15 protein-coding genes and 1 pseudogene are annotated in these 19,425 nt (G+C 64.6%); 11 read left to right on the top strand and 5 right to left on the bottom strand.

The window, feature by feature from the left end; all coding sequences use genetic code 11:
• Positions 1 to 65: 65 nt before the first annotated feature.
• The 3 genes from pal to ACLI1C_RS18135 form a co-directional block, all read right to left on the bottom strand.
• Entirely contained in the window at positions 66 to 515 is a 450-nt protein-coding gene (pal, locus tag ACLI1C_RS18145; RefSeq protein WP_411399080.1) for a peptidoglycan-associated lipoprotein Pal, read from the bottom strand.
• Positions 516 to 940: 425 nt separating this feature from the next.
• Positions 941 to 1,717, bottom strand: coding sequence for a class I SAM-dependent methyltransferase (locus ACLI1C_RS18140; RefSeq protein ID WP_411398955.1), 777 nt, complete (start codon positions 1,715 to 1,717; stop codon positions 941 to 943).
• An 83-nt stretch (positions 1,718 to 1,800) separates the two neighbouring features.
• Positions 1,801 to 3,168, bottom strand: coding sequence for an MFS transporter (locus tag ACLI1C_RS18135; protein ID WP_411398954.1), 1,368 nt, complete (start codon positions 3,166 to 3,168; stop codon positions 1,801 to 1,803).
• 234 nt (positions 3,169 to 3,402) lie between these two features.
• Between ACLI1C_RS18135 and ACLI1C_RS18130 the strand changes: the two genes are divergently transcribed.
• The 6 genes from ACLI1C_RS18130 to ACLI1C_RS18105 all read left to right on the top strand — a co-directional run bounded on the left by ACLI1C_RS18130 (position 3,403) and on the right by ACLI1C_RS18105 (position 10,216).
• Positions 3,403 to 4,299: a LysR family transcriptional regulator gene (locus ACLI1C_RS18130; protein WP_411399079.1), complete on the top strand. Its 897-nt coding sequence runs from the start codon at positions 3,403 to 3,405 to the stop codon at positions 4,297 to 4,299.
• A gap of 134 nt (positions 4,300 to 4,433) precedes the next feature.
• Positions 4,434 to 5,228, top strand: a complete 795-nt coding sequence (locus tag ACLI1C_RS18125; RefSeq protein WP_411398953.1) for a DUF4386 domain-containing protein — start codon at positions 4,434 to 4,436, stop codon at positions 5,226 to 5,228.
• A 168-nt stretch (positions 5,229 to 5,396) separates the two neighbouring features.
• Positions 5,397 to 8,063: a LuxR C-terminal-related transcriptional regulator gene (locus ACLI1C_RS18120; RefSeq protein WP_411398952.1), complete on the top strand. Its 2,667-nt coding sequence runs from the start codon at positions 5,397 to 5,399 to the stop codon at positions 8,061 to 8,063.
• Positions 8,064 to 8,187: 124 nt separating this feature from the next.
• The gene (locus ACLI1C_RS18115; protein ID WP_411398951.1) at positions 8,188 to 8,433 is read left to right on the top strand and encodes a hypothetical protein; all 246 of its coding nucleotides are present in this window, start codon (positions 8,188 to 8,190) and stop codon (positions 8,431 to 8,433) included.
• 23 nt (positions 8,434 to 8,456) lie between these two features.
• Positions 8,457 to 9,146 (top strand): hypothetical protein, encoded by a 690-nt coding sequence (locus tag ACLI1C_RS18110; RefSeq protein WP_411398950.1) that lies wholly within the window; start codon positions 8,457 to 8,459, stop codon positions 9,144 to 9,146.
• A 155-nt stretch (positions 9,147 to 9,301) separates the two neighbouring features.
• Positions 9,302 to 10,216, top strand: coding sequence for an acetamidase/formamidase family protein (locus tag ACLI1C_RS18105; RefSeq protein ID WP_411399078.1), 915 nt, complete (start codon positions 9,302 to 9,304; stop codon positions 10,214 to 10,216).
• A gap of 242 nt (positions 10,217 to 10,458) precedes the next feature.
• Here ACLI1C_RS18105 and ACLI1C_RS18100 read toward each other — a convergent pair whose 3' ends face one another.
• Positions 10,459 to 12,759, bottom strand: a complete 2,301-nt coding sequence (locus tag ACLI1C_RS18100) for a Tex family protein (RefSeq protein ID WP_411398949.1) — start codon at positions 12,757 to 12,759, stop codon at positions 10,459 to 10,461.
• 595 nt (positions 12,760 to 13,354) lie between these two features.
• Between ACLI1C_RS18100 and ACLI1C_RS18095 the strand changes: the two genes are divergently transcribed.
• The 5 genes and pseudogenes from ACLI1C_RS18095 to ACLI1C_RS18075 all read left to right on the top strand — a co-directional run.
• Positions 13,355 to 14,362 (top strand): ABC transporter substrate-binding protein, encoded by a 1,008-nt coding sequence (locus ACLI1C_RS18095; RefSeq protein WP_411398948.1) that lies wholly within the window; start codon positions 13,355 to 13,357, stop codon positions 14,360 to 14,362.
• A 20-nt stretch (positions 14,363 to 14,382) separates the two neighbouring features.
• Positions 14,383 to 15,846, top strand: a complete 1,464-nt coding sequence (locus tag ACLI1C_RS18090) for a sugar ABC transporter ATP-binding protein (RefSeq protein ID WP_411398947.1) — start codon at positions 14,383 to 14,385, stop codon at positions 15,844 to 15,846.
• On the top strand, positions 15,843 to 16,784 hold the full coding sequence (locus ACLI1C_RS18085; protein WP_411398946.1) for an ABC transporter permease: 942 nt from the start codon (positions 15,843 to 15,845) through the stop codon (positions 16,782 to 16,784). The genes ACLI1C_RS18090 and ACLI1C_RS18085 overlap by 4 nt, the downstream gene beginning before the upstream one ends.
• Complete coding sequence (locus ACLI1C_RS18080; protein ID WP_411398945.1) at positions 16,781 to 17,725, top strand: ABC transporter permease; 945 nt, start codon at positions 16,781 to 16,783, stop codon at positions 17,723 to 17,725. Before ACLI1C_RS18085 ends, ACLI1C_RS18080 begins: the two co-directional genes overlap by 4 nt.
• A 94-nt stretch (positions 17,726 to 17,819) precedes the next feature.
• Positions 17,820 to 18,038: pseudogene (locus tag ACLI1C_RS18075) on the top strand (GNAT family N-acetyltransferase); the annotation flags it as partial.
• 56 nt (positions 18,039 to 18,094) lie between these two features.
• Here the strand turns inward: ACLI1C_RS18075 and tolB are convergent.
• Complete coding sequence (tolB, locus tag ACLI1C_RS18070) at positions 18,095 to 19,405, bottom strand: Tol-Pal system beta propeller repeat protein TolB (RefSeq protein ID WP_411398944.1); 1,311 nt, start codon at positions 19,403 to 19,405, stop codon at positions 18,095 to 18,097.
• Positions 19,406 to 19,425: the final 20 nt, after the last annotated feature.

Here is a 19,425-nt window from a genome sequence, read left to right as displayed (position 1 = left end):
CTTGCCTCCAGTTTGCACTGGATCGGTGTGGGCCTCGCCCCGTGGGGAAGAGCCGCTTTTCTTGGCTACTGGACGACCGTGACCGCGCGGCGGTTCTGGCTCCAGCAGGAAATGTCGTTGCAGATCGCCACCGGGCGTTCCTTGCCGAAGGACTGCGACGTGATGCGCTGCTGGTTGACACCGCGCGACACGAGGTAGTTCACCACCACCGAGGCGCGGCGGGCGCCCAGGGCGATATTGTATTCGCGGGTGCCGCGCTCATCGGCATGGCCTTCGATCATGATGCGGTAGTTCTGGTACTGGTTGAGCCAGGCCGCCTGCTTGTCGAGCGTGGCAGAAGCCTCGGCGGTCAGCGAGCTAGAATCGGTTTCGAAGAAGACGCGATCGCCGACCGACACCAGGAATTCCTGCTGGCTGCCCGGTGCGCCGCCGCCCGGCCCCAGATTGCCGACACCGGTCGGCATGGTATTGGGCGTGCGCGAACAGGCCGCGATGACCACGACGAAAAGCAGCATTGCGGCAGCACGCAATGCGGTGTTGAGGGGTGCGGTGATGACCACGGAAAGCTCCTGAAAGGCGAAAATCTTAAGCACGGCATTTACCGCGCTTAGTCTTAAGGCCGGGTTTGCCGACGTGGTTAATCTTTGCCTATCGCGGCGCGAATGTGGCAGGAATCCTGGCTTTTCTGTGATGATGCATATCCGTCACAGGCGTGGCGAGGGATCACGTTAAGGTTAAGTGGGGGGCACTCTTTGGGCAGCGGGCAGGCACACCCGGAATGCCACGATCACCGCTTCGGCTCCGATGTTGTCCGGCGTAGGCCGCTTGCCGACGCTACCGCTTCATTTGACAGCGCTTGGGAGCCAATTGGCGCAGGTTGCGGTCAGGCAGCCTAGGATCGCAGGTTGCAGGGCCATCTGGCGGAAAGACCCTTCGCAGTTCAACCCCCCACTCTTCCGCTGATCGCGTTGGCGCTTGCACGAAGGACTACAGGCTCGGGCACCAAGCTCCGCGTGGTGTCCTTCAGTAAAGCGAGTTGATCCGGTGCAAGGTCGCCCAGGACTGATGCGAGGCGGGGAGAGAGGACACCGACCTGCCAATAGTGGTCGAAATCGCGAAAGGTACGCGACACGGAAATCTGACGTTGCCGGATATTCTCGAGGCCCGCGGCCGTCCATAGGCGATGCATTTCGTCGGCATTGCCAGCCTCGGGATGTGGTGGACTTGGCGTCTCGAAGTCCATCGCCAGCATTGCGCGATGCATCGCCTCATAAGGAAAGCCGCCCCCTTCGAGATCCCAGGTATAGGCGGCAACGAAGCCTCCGGGGCGGACTATGCGGGCCATCTCGCTCACGCCGCGCAGTGGTTCCGGCATGAAGTGCAGAACAAGCGCGGCGATAGCTACGTCGACAGAGTTATCGGGGAGATCGATCTGCATCGCATCGCCTGTCTTGAACGTAGCCGCAGGCCCGAGTCCGCGACCGCGAGCGAAGTTCAGCTGTCCTTCCGAAGGATCGATGCCCAGCAGCGAAAGGGGAGCGCAGCGTTCAACTACGAGGCCAGAAAAAGCACCGCTGCCACACCCGACGTCCAGCCACGCCAGTCCGGGGGGCGGTTTCAGCCAGTCCAGAAAGTCAGCGCCGGCATTCCTGCTCCATTCGCCCATCAGAAGTTCGTAACTGGCGCCATCGCCAAATCTGATCTGCGCGCCCACCATGACAACCTCCCGCCGGCATTGGCCGACAGGAAGTGTAGCCCAGCAATGCCGACCGCGGGAGAGCTGTGCGTGCTCCCGTGCCGCTATCTGGAGGCCGACTTGCCTGTTGCCCAGGTCGACAGGCCGAGCGCAAGGGCAACGAATGCTGTGGCAGCCGCGAAGACAAGTTGAAGGCCGAACCCGCCGCCATGATCCGTGGTGCCCGAGCCAAGGGCGAACAGCGCTCCCATGGCCGAGGCGCCGGTAATCAGTCCCGAATTCCTGCCGAGAGCCAGCAAAGCCGAAGTCACGCCACGCTGGTCCTTTTCCGCGCCAGCCATGAGCGCGGTATTGTTGGCAGTCTGGAACAGGGCATAGCCCGAAGTGATGAGGATCAAGCTGAGAACATATCCGGCCAGCCCGACCTGGCCTGGAAGGATCATCATGGCAACGGTGCCGGCGAGAAGCGCGAACAGCCCGACATGGCTGGCAACAGTCGAGCCGTTGCGATCGACCATCCGCCCGGCCGGAAGACCGACGATGGCGGAAACCGTGGGCCCTACCGTCATCACAAGACCGGTGGTCACGGTATCCAGTCCGAGCACGCCGGTGAGGTAGAAGGGCCCCACCACGAGAGTCGTCATGACGATCGCCGAGACGAGGCCGATCGAAAGCAGCCCGGCGGCGATGACTGGCCGCTTCAGAACGTCAAGCTGCACCAGGGGCGCTGAGGCCCGACGCTCGATGGAAACGAAAGCTCCCGCACCCAGCAAGGCAACGCCGGCGAGGATTGCATTGACGAAGGTGAAGGGGCTTAGCGTGGTCGCCAGCGCGAAGGCTGCAACGGTCAGCATGAGAGTGAATGCGCCGGGCAGGTCGAAGGTCGGCCGGCGATTGCCGGACGGGGCGGCAGGCAGTTGCGTGCTCACAAAGAGCGCGGCGACCAATCCGGCACCCGCCATCAGCACGAAGATCGAGGGCCAGCCGAACGCATTGATCAACAGCCCACCCAGCGAAGGACCGGCCGCCGTGCCGATTGCGGAAACGGTGCCGAGCAGTCCCATTGCAGTGCCCGAGCGCTCCGCCGGAATCGCGTCGCCGACCGCCGCGACGGTGAGCGACATCATCATCGCGGCACCGGCTCCCTGAACGGCTCTGGCCAAAACGACCACCCAGATGGTGGGCGCAACCATGGCGGCCATTGATGCAACCGAGAAGATGCCGATGCCGGCGAGGAGAAGCGGCTTGCGGCCGAGCAGGTCGCCCAGTCGGCCGGCCGTGACCAGGGTCGAGGTGACGACTACCAGATAGGCGATGACGACCCACTGCGCCTGCTGATTGGTCGCATTGAAGGCGACCTGCAGGCTGGGAAGGGCAATATTGGCGACGCTGATGCCCAGCGACGGCAGCAGCATCGCCAGCGACAGCGAGGCGAGGCTTCTGGCCTCTTGTTTGGAGGAGGAACGCATCATCGAGCTAGCGCGAGACCGGCGCTGGCGCCTTGACGAGCACACCGACCAGGCGCCGGTCGAGCGGGAACGAAATCAGCGCCGTGAGGACAAAGCCGAAGAGAGTTGGGGCATAACGAGCTGGCATTTGCAGATTCCTGAAAGTGGATGCCAACGAGATACGCCTGCCGCAGCTATTGCGGAACGCGCAGCGTTCGCATCATATTCGTGCACCAGACGCCATATCCGAGGAAGCTGATGCCCGACTTCAACCTGCTGGTAACGCTGGACGTCCTGCTTGCCGAGGGCAGTGTTGCAGGCGCAGCTAGGCGGCTGCGGCTGAGCCCATCCGCGATGAGCCGGGCCTTGGCGAGACTGCGCGAGGTGACCGGGGATCCTCTGCTGGTCCGCGCTGGCCGCAGCCTGGTTCCAACGCCGAGGGCGCTGGAACTTCGTGCCCAGGTCGGCGCAGTAGTGGATGGGGCGCGAGCGATCCTGCGTCCCGCCGAGAAGCTCGACCTCACCAGGCTGGAGCGTCGCTTCGTCGCGCGTACGAGCGAGGGCTTCGTCGAGACCTTCGGCCCGCGTCTCATCGCCCTGATGCGTGACGAGGCACCGGGAGTAACCCTGCAGTTCGTGGCCAAGCCCGACAAGGAAAGCGCCCCCCTTCGCGAGGGAGAAGTCGACATCGAAACCGGCGTGATCGACGCGACCACGGCGCCAGAGATGCGCGCCTTGCCCCTGTTCGAGGACCGGTGGGTCGGCGTGGTGCGGGATGGGCACCCCGCCTTGGGTGCCCTGGACTCACTGAAGGGCTACGGGGCAGCCGAACACGTGCAGATTCTTCGCAGAGGCCTGCACAGCTCCGAGGTCGAAGAGGCAGCTCTGGCGGCTGGGGCCCGGCGGCGCATCGGCGTTGTCGTCAATGGCTTTGCGGCCGCCATTAGCCTATGCCGCGATACCGACCTCGTCGCCACTGTGCCGGAGCGGCACACCGAGGGACTGCGTCGCGGGGTCAGTACCTTCGCGCTACCCTTCGAGATCGCCGGGTTCACCATTTCCCTGCTGTGGCACCCACGAATGGACGGGGATCTGGCCCATAGGTGGCTGCGCTCATGCCTGCGCAGCGTATGTTCTCCTGGCAAGACCCGCTGACATCTGCGTCTCGCGATCCGCCGATACATGGCGTCCTGTGCACGAATAAGGTGCAAACGGTGCGCGTTCCGCACGGCCGGAGTGTGTCTTAGGAAGGTGGTGTTCACTTCACCACCTACCCATGAGGGCTCTAGATGACTACGATCACTACGACGGCCCCCGCCGTCGACAACTTCCACCGAAACGCAACGACTTCAGACCGGCGCCCGACTGACGGTGCTGCCGAGCGCCACAAGGACTCTCAGCTTCTTGGCCGCCTCACCGGCCTATTCTTCCTCATCACCTACGCCACATCCATTCCGCCGGTCCTGACACTCTATGTTCCGGCGCTGAGCGATCCGGCCTTCGTCCTTGGTGGGCCATTCAACGCCGGCGTGACGTGGGGCGTCATCCTCGAGCTCCTGCTCATCGCCGCCAACATCGCCTCGGCCCTCACGCTCTATCCGGTGCTCAGGCGGCGCTTTCCCGTGCTGAGCCTCGGCTTCGTCACCGCGCGTGTCATGGAGAGCGCGTTCATTGCGATTGGCATCATCTCGGTTCTCGCCCTTGTCACTTTGCGGGCGACCGCCGGCGACGCCGACCCAGCCGCGCTAGCCGTGGTTGGACAGGCTCTGGTCGCCGTCCATGACTGGACGTTCAAGATGGGGCCCGGTGTCGTGGTCGGCGTCGGCAATGGCCTGATCCTCGGGTACATGATGTGGAAGACCCGGCTGCTGCCGCGCTTCCTCTCGATACTCGGTCTCATCGGTGGCCCGGCCCTCCTCCTCGGCAGCTGTGGCGTGTTGTTCGGCCACTTCGAGTTCGGCTCGACCATCCACAGCCTATCCGTTGCCCCCGAGTTCTTCTGGGAACTGCTGCTTGGCATCTGGCTGCTGGTGCGTGGCTTCAATCCCGCGGCCTTTGCTGCACTGGACACCGATCAGTCGTGAGGTCGGCCGAACCGACATCCAACCTCCGACGGCCAGCGATGTCGCGTCTCGTCGTAGCGGGACATCGCCGATCTCACGACTGGAGAGGGAGGGCCCGGGCCTTCCCTCTCGTTTGCCTGCCACTTGCTTCGGCACCCGGCCAGGCCCAGAAATGGCGGAGACATGGCCTTGCCACTCGTTACCACCAAACTGAACTTGCCCCTCCTGCGACCCCGTGTCGTGGCGCGACCGCGGCTTCGCGCGCTGCTCGACCGCTGCCTTGAGACCAGGCTCACCCTGATCTCGGCGCCGGCGGGCTTTGGCAAGACGACGTTGCTCGCCGATTGGTTGGCCAACTCGGCGCCGCCAGGTCTGGCGGTCGCCTGGCTCTCGCTCGATGAAAGCGACAGCGAGCCCTCTGCGTTCTGGCCCCACGTCGTCGCCGCACTGCAGGCGGCCTCTGCCAGGGCTGGCGCGGCGTTTCCCGATCTGCCCTCGGCGATGCAACCGGACCAGGGCTTCGTGGCGATCCTCCTCAACCAGCTCACCACTGGTGAGATACCCCTCGTCCTGATCCTGGACGACCTCCACCTGATCGACAGGCGGGACATCCACGAGCAGCTCGGATTCTTCATCGATCACCTGCCGCCCCACGTCCATGTCATCATCGGCACGCGGGCCGACCCCGGCCTGCCCCTCGCCCGGCTCAGGGTGCGCGGCGACCTGGTCGAGATACGCTCGGCCGATCTGCGCTTCACCGCCGAGGAGGCTGCGGCATACCTCAACGATGTCATGCACCTCGGCCTTTCCCCCGCCGACGCGGCGACGCTGGACCGGAAGACCGAAGGCTGGATTGCGGCGCTACAGCTTGCTGTGCTCTCCCTTGAAGGCCGTGACGACGCGGCGGCGTTCATCGAGGATTTTGCCGGCAGCGGACGCTACGTCTTCGACTACCTCATTGATGAGGTACTCGCGCGTCTCCCCGACGATCTTCACGACTTCCTCCTGACGACATCGGTCCTGCGCCGCATGAGTGCGCCCCTCTGCGACGCCGTCACGGACGAGCCGGGCAGCAGCCGGAACATGCTCGACCGTCTCGAGCGCCAGAACCTCTTCCTGGTTCCGCTCGACGCCCACCGACAGTGGTTTCGCTACCACCACCTGTTCGCCGATGTCCTGCGCACCCACCTCACCGACACGCAGACCGAGGCGTTCCCCGCACTCCATCGCCGGGCTAGTGAATGGTACGAATCCCACGGCGAGCGGGCCGAGGCGATCCATCATGCCCTCGAAGCGCGGGACTACGAGTGGGCAGCCGAGCTGATCGAGCGCGCGATCCCCCAGATCCGCAAACACCGCCAGGAGGCGCTTTTCCGAGCCTGGATGCAGCCGATACCCGACGCCATCGTCAAGAAGCGCCCGGTCCTCGGCGTTGCCTATGCCGGTGTGTTGGTGTCGCTCGGTGCCTTCGACGGCATTGAGGACCGCCTCCGCACGGCCGAAGCCGAGATCGTGAACCTCGCGGATCCGAACCCCTTGCTCGCCCACGTCGAACTCTACCGGACAGCCCTCGCGCAGGTGCAGGGCGATGTCGTGGCAGCCGCCGAGCATGCTCATCGGGTGCTGGACCTTGCCCCGAAAAGTGACCATCTGACCCGGGCCGGCGCTGCGGGCTTCCTCGGGATCGTATCGTGGACCAAAGGCGACCTCAACGACGCCGCGCGCTTCTGGACCGAGTGCCGGGACCGCATGCGCGAAGAGGGGCACGTCGCCGACGTCCAGGGCACCACGATCGCCCTCGCCGACATAAGGAATACCCAAGGCCTGCTGACCGAAGCAATGCAGCTGTGCGAGGCGGCCCTCTCCCTCGCCACCGACAACGGCCGCCCGATGGCGCGCGGCGCTGCCGACACCCACGCCAGTCTCGCCTTTCTCCACCTTGAGCGCAACGAACTCACCAGCGCCCGCGAGCACCTGGACCGCTGCCGCGAGCTCGGCGAGGTCTGGGGCCTGCCCCAATTCCCCTACCGCTCCCGGGTCGCCCAGGCGCGTCTCGACCTGGCCGTGGGAAGGGCGGCCGAGGCCCTCGAACATCTGCGCGAAGCCGAGCGCCGCTATGTCAGCGACTTCTTCCCCAACGTGCGGCCCGTGCCGGCGCTCATTGCCAATGTCCACATCCGGCTGGGCCAGCTCGATGCGGCCGAGCGCTGGGTGAAGGAAGCTGCAATCGGCGCCGACGATCCACCGGCCTACCCGCGCGAGTTCGAACACGTTACCCTTACCCGCCTGCTCGTCGCGCACGGCGACAGCCACTCGCTCGACACCGCGCTGCGCCTCATCGACCGTCTGGCCCATGCGGCGTCGGAAGGTGGGCGCGGGCGGAGCCTCGTTGACCTCCACATCCTCGCAGCACTCGCGCACCGCGCTCGCCATGAGCTCCCCGCTGCCATCGAGGCGCTGCGCCGGGCGATCGCGCTGGCCGAGCCCGAGAGCCTCCGCCGCCCCTTCCTCGACGAAGGCGACGCCCTTGCCCCACTGTTCAAGTTGCTGAGCAAGCGCGAGGTCACATCGGTCTTCGCCCGCAGCATCGTCTCGGCAGGCGCGGCAGTTGCCGAACCCGCCCCACCCCTTCACCACGATCTCATTGAGCCTCTCAGCGACCGCGAGAGAGACGTCCTCCGCCTGCTGCGCTCCGATCTCAGCGGCCCCGAGATCGCCGACGAGCTCGCGGTTTCACTCAACACCCTGCGCACCCACACCAAGAACATCTTTGAAAAGCTGGGCGTGAACAGCCGTCGGGCCGCGGTGCGCCGCGCCGAAGAAATGCAGCTCTTCGCCCGGGACGCCCGCGACTAGCGGCAGAAAAAGCAAAAATCACCATGTCTGCTCACCACATCTGGTGAGCCGGGCTCACCATGTCCTCCGACATAGTCCTCCTCAGCGAACCCGGTTCGCGCCAGCACGAACGCTGAGGAGCACCATGACCACGCGCAATCCGCACCCCGAGCATGCCGGGACCTATGACATCCGCCTGCGCGGCCAGCTCGACCATCACTGGGCCGAACGGCTCGGCGTCCCCGAACTGATCCACGAACCGGCCGGCACCACGCTTCTTCGCGGCGTAGCCGCCGATCAGGCGGCGCTGCACGGCCTGCTTCAGCGCATCCGCGATCTCGGAGTGTCTCTGATCTCCGTGACTCCTGTCCCGCCCCCCACGAGCAATTGACCAATCGACTTGAGGAGACCGCCATGACCACGACCGCCAACCGCCTGCTCACCTCCGACACGCTCATCCGCAGTACCGGGCCCTTTGCCATCCTTGCCGGCCTGATCTACGCCGGCATCCAGCCGATCCATCCGCCCGACTTTCTCGCCTCGGTCACGGCTCCGAGCTGGACAATCTTCATGTCGCTCAAGCTCGCGATGTGCCTGTTCTTTATCATTGCCATCACCGGCCTCTATGTCCGGCAGGTCGGAAGGTCAGGCTGGACGGCCCTCGCAGGCTTCGTCCTGTTCGGGCTCGCCTGGTGGCTGCAGACCGGATTCATCTTCGCCGAGCTGTTCATCCTGCCGCCGCTTGCCACGGTCGCCCCGCAGTTCATCGACAGCTTCCTCGGCATCGTGAACCAGCACCCGGGCACGATGGACATTGGCCCCATCGTGCCGACCTACAGCGTTCTGGGCGTGCTCTATCTGCTGGGAGGCATCCTGCTCGGCATCGGCACCCTCCGCGCCGGCGTCCTGCCGCGGGGACCCTCGGCCCTGCTGGCCGTCGCCGCGCTGGTAACGCCCGCCGCCGCCCTCTTGCCGCACGAGTTCCAGCGCTACGCCGCGATCCCGGTCGGCCTTGCCTTCATCTGGCTCGGCTTCGCCCTCTGGTTCCCGCGCAAGGCCTCCGCCAACGTCGCCGGCGACCTCAGCCAGGCCGTCACCGGCTAGGCCTATCTGGCGAGCGGCCCGACCGCCGCTCGCCTTTCCTCCATCAGGAGATCGCCATGCCTCCCGTTTCAACCTTGCCGTCGCGGCGGCGCTGCCTTGGTCGCGGCGCCGACATCGCTCTGGACTCGATGGCACCATTCCAGCAGGATCGCCGCATGACCCTGCATCGCTTTGTTCCCACCAATTATTACAACGTCATCGGCACATTTCCGCCAGCGCTAACCATTGCCAATGGCGACAGCGTCATTACGCAAACCATTGATGCCCGCGGGTTCGATGCCGAGGGCGTACAGCGCAAGCACGGCCCAAACCCGATGAACGGCCCGATCCATGTCGAAGGCGCCGAACCCGGCGATGCACTCCGGGTGGAGATCATCGACATGACGCCGACCCGCGACACCGGCTGGACTGGCAATGTCGTGTCTGCCGGTGTGGTCGATCCGGAAACGGTGCGGGCGCTGCCACCGCGGGCGACAACGACCTGGACCATCGATCGTGAGGCGCTGACCGTTCGCCTTGCAGAGCCGGTCAAAGGTCTCGAGAACTTTGTTTTGCCCTTGGCGCCGATGATCGGTTGCTTCGGCGTTGCGCCAAAACTGGGCCAGGCCATCTCTACGGCGACCAGCGCCGAATTTGGCGGCAATATGGACTATCGCCTGTTTGGGCCGGGGACCACGGTCTGGCTCCCAGTCGCCGCGCCCGGCGCGCTGTTCTTCCTTGGCGATTGTCATGCAACCCAGGGCGACGGTGAGATTGTCGGCACTGGCATAGAGACGACGTTCGAAGTCACCATTCGGCTGTCGGTCGAAAAGCGCAGCCCCATCGTCTGGCCACGTGGGGAAACAGAAACGGACATCTTTACTATTGGCAATGCTCGCCCGCTCGACCAAGCGCTGCAGCACGCCACGACCGAAATGCTGGCCTGGCTGGCCAGCGACTTTGGCCTCGATACCATTGCCGCAAGCCACCTGCTCGGCCAAGTGGTGCGATATGACGTCGGCAACGTCTATGACCCCGCCTATACCATGGCTTGCCGGCTCGAAAAGAAGTGGCTCACCCGGACGCCTTGATGGGTCTCGTTCGCTGCTATGATAACCCCGTCCGCCTTCCCGGGTGAGTTCTCAGGCAACTAGAATTGGCGCCCGGGGCAAATGACCAAACGGACTGGAAACCCGCCGATCGGCAACGCGCCCCATGCCGGACACTCAGGTTGCGTGCATAGCTTCTCGAAGGCAGCCGGTATTGGCCTGCTCCAAGGTTGCCCCGCAAACCATGCCAGGTTGCCGGTCCCTCGCGGGACTATCATTGTGCGCTACTTCTTCTTGCGCATGGCGGCGTTGAGCATCTCGCCCAAGGAACCGGTACTGCCGGGGGCTAACTGAGCTGGGCGCTGGTTGGCCCGGACGGGTGGGTCGCGGGGGCGTTCACGCGGGGCGGTGTTGTCGCTTTCCTTGCGCATAGTGAGGCCGATACGCTTGCGCGGCACGTCGACTTCCACCACCCGGACCTGCACCACGTCGCCCGCCTTGACGACCTCGTGGGGATCCTTGACGAATTTGTCGGCCAGCTGGGAAACGTGCACCAGCCCGTCTTGATGCACGCCGATATCGACGAAGGCACCAAAGGCCGCGACGTTGGTGACGGTGCCTTCCAGCATCATGCCGGGCACAAGGTGTTTGATATCGTCGACGCCCTCGGCAAATGTCGCGGTCTTGAAGGCGGGGCGGGGGTCGCGGCCGGGCTTTTCCAGTTCCGCGAGGATGTCGCGCACGGTCGGCAGGCCGAAGCGGTCATCGACGAAGCTTTTTGGATCGAGGCCGGACAGGGCCGATTTGTCCCCCATGATGGTGCGGAGGTCACGGCCGCAGGCGGCGACGATCCGGCGGGCCACGCCATAGGCCTCGGGGTGCACCGACGACGCATCGAGCGGCTCGGCGCCGTCGGTGATGCGCAGGAAGCCGGCGCTCTGTTCGAAGGTGCGCTGGCCGAGGCGCGGCACGTCGAGCAGTGCCTTGCGGGAGCGGAATGGGCCATTGGCGTCGCGGTACGTGACAATGGCTTCGGCGACGGAGGGGCCAAGGCCGGAGACACGTGCCAAGAGCGGGGCCGAAGCGGTGTTGAGGTCCACGCCCACGGCGTTCACGGCGTCTTCGACCACAGCGTCGAGCGAGCGGTCGAGGCGGTATTGGTCGAGGTCGTGCTGATACTGGCCAACGCCGATCGCCCTGGGCTCGATCTTGACCAGTTCGGCCAGAGGATCCTGCAAACGGCGGGCGATGGAGACAGCCCCGCGCAGCGACACGTCGAGATTGGGAAACTCGGCCGCGGCCAGCGCAGACGCGGAATAGACCGAGGCGCCGGCCTCGGAGACGATGACCTTGGTCGGCTTGGGCGCGGGCAGGCGCTCGATGAGGTCGGCGACCAGCTTTTCGGTTTCGCGGCTGCCGGTCCCATTGCCGATGGCGATGAGTTGCACGCCGTGCTTTTTGATCAACGCCTGAATGGCGGCCTGTGAGCCCATCACGTCGTTGCGCGGCTGGAAGGGGTAGATGGTCTCGGTATCGAGCACTTTGCCGGTGGCGTCGATGACCGCGACCTTGACGCCGGTGCGGATGCCGGGATCGAGCCCCATCGTGGCGCGGGCGCCAGCGGGGGCGGCCAGCAGCAGGTCCCTGAGATTGCGGGCGAAGACGCCGATGGCCTCGACCTCGGCGCGCTCCCGCAGTTCCACCATCAGGTCGATGGAGAGCGTGATGCGCAGGCGCGTCCGCCATGCCCAGCCAGCCACTTCGCGGAGCCATCTGTCGCCCGCGCCGTTGCCCTGCTGCGCATTGAGTGCGGCAGCGACGAAGCGCTCGGCGGGTTTGATCGGATCGGTGACGTCCGCATCCACCTCGATATCGAGGCCGAGGAAACCCTCGTCACGGCCGCGCATCATGGCGAGGGCGCGGTGGCCGGCGACCTTGTTCCAGCGTTCGGAATGGGCGAAGTAGTCGGAGAATTTGGCGCCCGCGTCTTCCTTGCCCTTCAGCACCTTGGCGCTGAGCATGGCCTTGTCGCGCATATAGGTGCGGAGTTGGCCAAGCAGGGCTGCGTTTTCCGATAGACCCTCGACGACGATGTCGCGCGCGCCTTCGAGCGCTTCCTTGCTGCCGAGCACTTCTTCAGTGATGTAGCCTTCGGCCAGCAGCACGGGATCGGCGCCGCGATTGGCAAGGATGGCGTCGGCCAGTGGACCCAGACCGCGCTCGCGGGCGATTTCGGCCTTGGTGCGGCGTTTGGGCTTGAACGGCAGATAGAGGTCTTCAAGCTCGGCCTTGGTGGCGGCGGCGATGATTGTGGCGGTCAGCGCGCTGGTGAGCTTGCCCTGCTCCTCGATGGACTTGAGGATCGCAGCGCGGCGGGATTCCAGCTCGCGCAGATAGGTCAGCCGCTCGGCCAGTAGCCGCAACTGCGTATCATCCAGCCCGCCGGTTGCTTCCTTGCGGTAGCGCGCGATGAACGGCACCGTTGCCCCGCCATCGAGCAGTTCCACGGCGGCACGCACCTGATCGGGGCGGGCGGAGACTTCGGTGGCGATCTGAGTGGCAATGCGGGTGTCTAGTTGGGACATGAAGCTACTTCTTGGTTCGGCTGGCGCGACCATAGTCGCCTGGAGCCAAAGGTCACACCCAGCCCGGGACGATTTCCTCAGTTGAGAGGCAAAGACGACGCGTCCGCGCAAACACTCAGACGTCTCCTCGTTCGGGACCGCACTGGGCCCGAAGCTGGCATTGAGGCTCCCAATGTCGCGTCACGCGTTTGTCGATGGCAGTTTAGGCTCGGCAAACCCGGTCGGTAATGCTGGGGCAGCAGATCTGCCTGCGTTACATCCGTCTCAAGACGTCAACAGACCAGACCAGCTGGCAACTGGCGGCGGGCGGCGGGCGGCGGCATCGAACCCCCTAGCCATGGCAGCCGTTGGGCAGACCTAGTCGCTTCCCACAAAGCTGACATCGCGCGCGCAGCTGTCGATCCATCTTGATAAAGCTGTTGCCCCGTTCAGTTGGCGCCGACCTTTCGCGAGCTTTATCTATGAGAGACAATTGACTGCAGTCATTGCCCCTGATTGCATGCAAATGCGAGTTGCACGCTCGACGTTAAAGATCGAGGCACTCTCGCGGGCCGCCACGGGCCGGCGGTTGAAAAAGGGCCCTAGGGAGGACAACATGAAGCACTTTGTCGTTATGACGGGTCTTACCGTTCTGTTGACGTCGACCGCCCTGGCTGAGACCTCGGCCAAGCGCATCGCGCTATCCAATAATTATGCCGGCAATTCGTGGCGCCAAGCCATGTTACAGAGCTGGGAGACGATCACCAAACCGGCTGTTGAGGCAGGCATCGTAGCCGCTGCAGATGCTTTCACCACCGCCGAAAATCAGGCCACCGAGCAGGCTGCCCAGATCCAGAACATGATCCTGGAGGGCTATGACGCGATTGTGGTCAATGCCGCCTCGCCCACCGCTCTCAATGGCGCAGTCAAGGAAGCCTGCGACGCCGGCATTACCGTCGTGTCGTTCGACGGCATCGTCACCGAACCCTGCGCCTGGCGCATCGCGGTGGACTTCAAGCAGATGGGCAAGGACCAGCTGACCTATCTGGCCGAAAAGCTTCCTGAGGGCGGCAAGCTGCTGGAAATCCGCGGCCTTGCCGGCGTCTTCGTCGATGACGAGATTTCCGCCGGCATCCATGAAGGCGTCGCCGAAAATCCGCAGTTCGAGATCGTCGGATCGGTGCATGGCGACTGGGCGCAGGACGTGGCGCAGAAGGCCGTTGCCGGCATCCTGCCGAGCCTGCCTGAAGATATTGTAGGCGTGGTCACCCAGGGTGGCGACGGTTATGGTGCCGCCCAGGCATTTGCCGCGGCGGGTCGCGAGATGCCGCTCATCATCATGGGCAACCGTCAGGACGAACTGGCCTGGTGGAAGGAACAGAAGGACGCCAATGGCTACGAGACCATGTCCGTTTCCATCGCACCGGGCGTCTCCACGCTTGCCTTCTGGGTGGCACAGCAGATTCTGGACGGCCAGGACGTGCCCAAGGAACTTGTCGTGCCCTTCCTCCGGATCGATCAGGATGGCCTCGAGGCGAGCCTCGAAACCACTCCTGCCGGCGGCGTGGCCAATGTGGAATACAGCCTTGAGGACGCCCAGGCAGTCATTGCTGCAGCCAAGTAGGGCTATCAATCCACAAGATCATGACGATCCAGAAAGACAACCCGGTCTTGACCGTGGACGGCGCCAGCAAGAGCTTTGGCGCCGTCCGTGCCCTCAATGGGCTGAGCTTTGTACTTGCTGCTGGCGAATGCGTTGGCCTTGTCGGGCATAACGGCGCAGGCAAATCCACGCTCGTGGGCATCATGAATGGGGGCACCCGCCCAGATACAGGGACGATCCGTATCGAGGGGAACGAAGGGACCGGACGCTATTCCGTCGCGGTGGCGCGAAAGCACGGTGTGCGCTGCGTTTTCCAGGAACTGTCGCTCTGCCCGAACCTGACTGTCACCGAGAATGCCCGCATTGCGCATGCCTCCATCCGCGGCTTCGCCTGGCGCCGCCGCGCCGAACGCGTGGTTCGCAGCAAGCTGGACGAGATCTTCCCCGATCATGGCATCGATTGCGGCCAGTCCGTGGGCATGCTGGGCATCGCCCAGCGCCAGATGGTGGAAATCGCCATGGCGTTTTCCGAGAGCGATGGCCCGGCGCGCATCGTGATCCTCGATGAGCCGACATCCTCGCTCGACGCCAGTATTGCGCGCCAGATGCTCGCCTATATCCGCAAATTCGTGGCCGCGGGGGGCTCGGTCGTCCTCATCTCCCATATCCTGAACGAAATCCTGACCACCGCCGACCGCATCGTCGTGATGAAGGACGGCAGCGTGGTGGCCAATGGACCATCCAGTGGTTTCACGCTCGACACCCTCGTGGGTGCCATGGGGAGCGTGGTTCGCCCTCGCGACGCCGCCGCTCCCCCGCGTGATCGCACCGATACAAAGCCCATACTATCCAGGCGCGGCAGCGACAGTGCTCCCGAATTCCGCGCCTATGCCGGCGAAATCGTCGGCCTGGCCGGATTGGGGGGCCACGGCCAGACCGAGACGCTGGTCGAACTGTTTCGTGGCTTCGGCGGCGACTGGAAGGCGCGGACCAATATCAGGGCAGCCTTCGTGGCGGGGGACCGCCACGTTGATGGCAACCTGCCGATGTGGAGCATCCTGCGCAACATCTCGATCACCCTTTTGACCGACCTGACCCGGGCCGGAATTGTCCGCGAGCGGAATGAACGTGCCATTGCCCAAAGCTGGCGCGAGCGCATTGGCATCCGCACCGACAGCCTCGACAATCCGATACTGTCGCTTTCTGGCGGCAACCAGCAGAAGGTGCTGTTCTCCCGGGCGCTGGCGACGCGGGCGCCCATCGTGCTGATGGACGACCCCATGCGAGGCGTAGATATCGGCACCAAGCAGGAGGTTTATTCGCTGTTGCGCGCCGAGGCCGACCAGGGCCGGACCTTCGTCTGGTACTCCACCGAAATCGACGAAATCTGCCAATGCGACCGCGTCTATGTGTTTCGTGAAGGCCGGATCGTCGAAGAACTTGCCGGCGACGACATTCGCGAGGACAGGGTGCTTGCCGCTTCTTTCTCGACCGAGGCCGCATGACCTGGTTCACCGCCGACCGTCTTCGACTGCTGGTGCCCGCTCTGTCGCTGGCGGTGCTGCTCGCCGCCGTCTTCTGGGTGCAGCCGCGCGCCATGAGCTATACCGGCCTCAACCTGCTGTTCAATCTTGCCGTGCCGATAGCGCTGGCGACCATTGCCCAGATGCTGATCATGACGGTCAACGACCTCGATCTCTCCATGGGCACATTCGTCAGCTTCGTCGCCTGCGTCACGGCGACCTTCCTGCAGTCCAATCCGGTGGTGGGCGTGCTCATTCTTGTCGGATGTGTTGGCGTCTATGTGGTTCTAGGCATGGTCATTTACCTGCGGAACCTGCCATCCATCGTGGTCACCCTGGGCATGAGCTTCGTCTGGGGCGGATTGGCCGTGCTGCTGCTGCCGGCGCCCGGTGGCGTCGCGCCTGACTGGATCCGCGCCGTGATGGTGAGCAAGCCTCCGCTCGTGCCCATGGCAATCATCGCCAGCGTCCTGATCGCGGCAGTCGCCCATTGGATCGTCATCCGCTCGGCATTCGGCGTGGTCATTCGCGGCGTTGGCGGCAATGAACGTTCGGTGACCAGGGCCGGCTGGTCGGTGCTGCGGGCCCGTGCGGCCGCCTATGCTCTAGCCGCAGTCTTCGCGGTTCTCGCTGGCATGTGCCTGGTGGGGCTCACCACTTCGGCTGATGCCAATATCGCCCTGCGCTATACGCTGCTCTCTATTGCGGGGGTAATCCTGGGCGGTGGTGAGTTTGTCGGCGGGCGCGTGTCTCCCATCGGAGCCGTCATTGGCGCGCTGACGCTGACGCTGGCCGCCTCGTTCCTGTCTTTCCTCAAGATTTCGCCCGATTGGCAGATCGGGGCACAGGGGGCCATCCTCATTATAGTCCTTGCGCTGCGACTGGTCCTCAATCGCCGCGAAGGCTGGGTGGGCAAATGACGTCCCTTCGAACCCTGTTCGCCAAACCCTGGATCTGGTCCTTTCTGGCGGCGGCCGGCGTCTGGCTCATCACCATCGTCTTTACCGGCGGTGCCTCCGCGGCCGGCCTGTCGCAGGCAGCGCTGACCTTTGCCGCCTTTTCCATCATTGTCGGCATCGGCCAGATGTTCGTCATCACCCTTGGTCCGGGCAATGTCGACCTCTCCATCCCCGCAACCATGACGCTTGCCGGTACGGTCGCCCTGAAGATCATGGATTCCAGTAATGGCCTTATCCTGGTGGGACTCCTGGTCACCCTGCTGATCGGGCTTGCGATCGGCATCATCAACTACGCGCTGATCAAGCTGTTGCGGATACCGCCGATCATCGCCACGCTCTCATCAAGCTTCATCATCCAGTCTGCGGCAATCTCGCATAACAGAGGGCTGCGCATCAAGCCGCCTTCCGCCCTGGCCGAGTTCACCACCGCGACGACTCTGGGCATTCCCAACCTGGCCTATCTGGCGCTGGCGGTATCGGTGGCGGCCTGGGTCGCGCTCGAAAAGGGCATCTATGGCCGCTGGGTTTCGGCCGTCGGTCAGAACATGCGGGCCGCGCGGATGGCCGGCGTGCCGGTGGACGGCGTCCGGGCCGCAACCTACCTGCTCTGCGCCGTGCTGGCTGCGCTGGCCGGCCTGCTGCTGAGCTGCTTTTCGGGCGGTGCGGCACTCAACATGGGAGCAGAATATCTCCTCGCATCGATTGCGGTAGTGGTGATCGGCGGTACAGCCGTGGCCGGCGGTTTCGCCAACGTACCTGGCATCTGGGGCGCTTCGCTGTTTCTGTTTCTGGTCGTGTCGATGCTCAACACCTATGGGGCCGCTGCCGGCATCAGACTGCTGCTGACAGGCACAATCATCATTGCTGTTATCATCGCAGCCAGTCGCGGGCCCCGAACCTAATTCGAGCGAGGCCACCACCCGCCACCTCGCCAGGCACGACGACGAGCGCTGTGGGCCTGTTCGAGACCTTGGCCCCACTGACCAGTGCAGTGTCGGCCGGGGCATCGGCACGGCGCTGATCAGCGAACTGGTCGATATGGCAGACAACTGGCTCGATATCCGGCGGCTGGAGCTCAATGTCTATACCGACAACAGTGTCGCTATCCGTCTCTACGAGAAGTTCGGCTTCCGGCGCGAGGGCGTCTTCGTCGGCTATGCCTATCGCGAGGGCGCCTATGTCGACTCGCTCGCCATGGCGCGCCTTCGGGCATGAGAAGGGCGTCATTCCGGCGGGAATGACGCCCCCAAAGGCGCAGCGGCGGGAAGCGGCTAGGCCCGCAGGCCTGACCAGGCCGGATCGCTGGCATAGCTCTCGGTGGGGATGGTGATGAGGTTGCGGCCCCAGATGTCGACGCTCATCAGCTTGGGGCCGTCATTGCCGCCCGGATCCTGGAAGAACATGATGACGCGGCCATTGGGGGCCCAGGTCGGGCCTTCGGCATGGAAGCTCGAATAGAGCATGCGCTCGCCCGAGCCATCGGGGTTCATGATGCCGATATTGAACTGGCCGCCGGACTGGCGGGTAAAGGCGATGAGATCGCCCTTTGGCGCCCAGACCGGCGTGGAATAGCTGCCCTGGCCGAAGCTGATGCGCTGCGCATTGCCGCCGCCGGCGCCCATCATGTAGATCTGAGGCGAGCCGCCCCGATCGCTCTCGAAGACGATGCGGCTGCCATCGGGCGAGAAGGACGGGCCAGTATCGATGGCCGCGCCGGAGGTGAGCTGCATCGGCGTGCCGCCACCCGTGCCGACCGAATAGATATTGGTGGCGCCGGCCTGCTCGACCGAGAAGACCACGGTGCCGCCATCGGGCGAGAAGCGCGGCGCGAAGGTCATGGCGCCGACATTGGCCAGCTTCTGCTGCTGGCCGGTCGACAGCTGCAGCAGATAGACCTGCGGATTGCCCTCGGCAAAGTTCATATAGGTGACCATGTCGCCGTTGGGCGCAAAGCGCGGCGTCATGGCCATGGTGCTGCCATCGGTCAGATACTGCACATTGGCGCCGTCCTGATCCATGATGGCGAGGCGCCGCACGCGATTGGCCTTGGGGCCGCTTTCGGCGGTGTAGATGACGCGGGTATCGAAGTAGCCCGTGCCGCCGGCCAGCGATTCATAGATCGCGTCCGAGATGATATGGGCCACGCGGCGGGACGAATTGGGATCGGTATTGTAGCTCTTGCCAACCACCTGGGCCGCCTGCTGGGTATCCCAGACGCGGACCGACGAGGAGATCGTGCCGCCGCGCTCGACGCCACCCATCACCAGCGCATCGACATTGGCCGTGCGCCAGATGGTGAAATCGGGCGCATTGTTGACATCGCCCACCTGCACCGGCAGCGAGGCCGGATCGAGCGGCAGGAACAGGCCCGAGCGGCGCAGATTGGCGCGCACGATATCGGCGATCTCCTTGCCGAAGGTCGGGTCGGACGAGGCAAAATCGGGGATGGCGATCGGCAGCGGCTGGAAGTTGGCGCCCTCCACCACGATGCGCAGCTGCGCCATCGCCAGCGAAGAGCCGGCGAGCAGTGCCCCGCCAGCCAGGCCGAGCTTGAGCGCATTGCGCCGGGTCATAAGGGTCATATCAGGTCTCCGTTCTCGCC

The sequence above is a fragment of the Devosia sp. XGJD_8 genome (genome assembly GCF_046614475.1).
GTDB lineage: Bacteria > Pseudomonadota > Alphaproteobacteria > Rhizobiales > Devosiaceae > Devosia.
Note: the sequence above shows the minus strand (reverse complement) of the source record. Positions and strands in the feature narration are given on the sequence as shown.

Coding starts and splice junctions, on each gene's coding strand:
- pal (WP_411399080.1), bottom strand. CDS start 515: ATGCTGCTTTTCGTCGTGGTCATCGCGGCCTGTTCGCGCACGCCCAAT.
- ACLI1C_RS18140 (WP_411398955.1), bottom strand. CDS start 1,717: ATGGTGGGCGCGCAGATCAGATTTGGCGATGGCGCCAGTTACGAACTT.
- ACLI1C_RS18135 (WP_411398954.1), bottom strand. CDS start 3,168: ATGATGCGTTCCTCCTCCAAACAAGAGGCCAGAAGCCTCGCCTCGCTG.
- ACLI1C_RS18130 (WP_411399079.1), top strand. CDS start 3,403: ATGCCCGACTTCAACCTGCTGGTAACGCTGGACGTCCTGCTTGCCGAG.
- ACLI1C_RS18125 (WP_411398953.1), top strand. CDS start 4,434: ATGACTACGATCACTACGACGGCCCCCGCCGTCGACAACTTCCACCGA.
- ACLI1C_RS18115 (WP_411398951.1), top strand. CDS start 8,188: ATGACCACGCGCAATCCGCACCCCGAGCATGCCGGGACCTATGACATC.
- ACLI1C_RS18110 (WP_411398950.1), top strand. CDS start 8,457: ATGACCACGACCGCCAACCGCCTGCTCACCTCCGACACGCTCATCCGC.
- ACLI1C_RS18105 (WP_411399078.1), top strand. CDS start 9,302: ATGACCCTGCATCGCTTTGTTCCCACCAATTATTACAACGTCATCGGC.
- ACLI1C_RS18100 (WP_411398949.1), bottom strand. CDS start 12,759: ATGTCCCAACTAGACACCCGCATTGCCACTCAGATCGCCACCGAAGTC.
- ACLI1C_RS18095 (WP_411398948.1), top strand. CDS start 13,355: ATGAAGCACTTTGTCGTTATGACGGGTCTTACCGTTCTGTTGACGTCG.
- ACLI1C_RS18090 (WP_411398947.1), top strand. CDS start 14,383: ATGACGATCCAGAAAGACAACCCGGTCTTGACCGTGGACGGCGCCAGC.
- ACLI1C_RS18085 (WP_411398946.1), top strand. CDS start 15,843: ATGACCTGGTTCACCGCCGACCGTCTTCGACTGCTGGTGCCCGCTCTG.
- ACLI1C_RS18080 (WP_411398945.1), top strand. CDS start 16,781: ATGACGTCCCTTCGAACCCTGTTCGCCAAACCCTGGATCTGGTCCTTT.
- tolB (WP_411398944.1), bottom strand. CDS start 19,405: ATGACCCTTATGACCCGGCGCAATGCGCTCAAGCTCGGCCTGGCTGGC.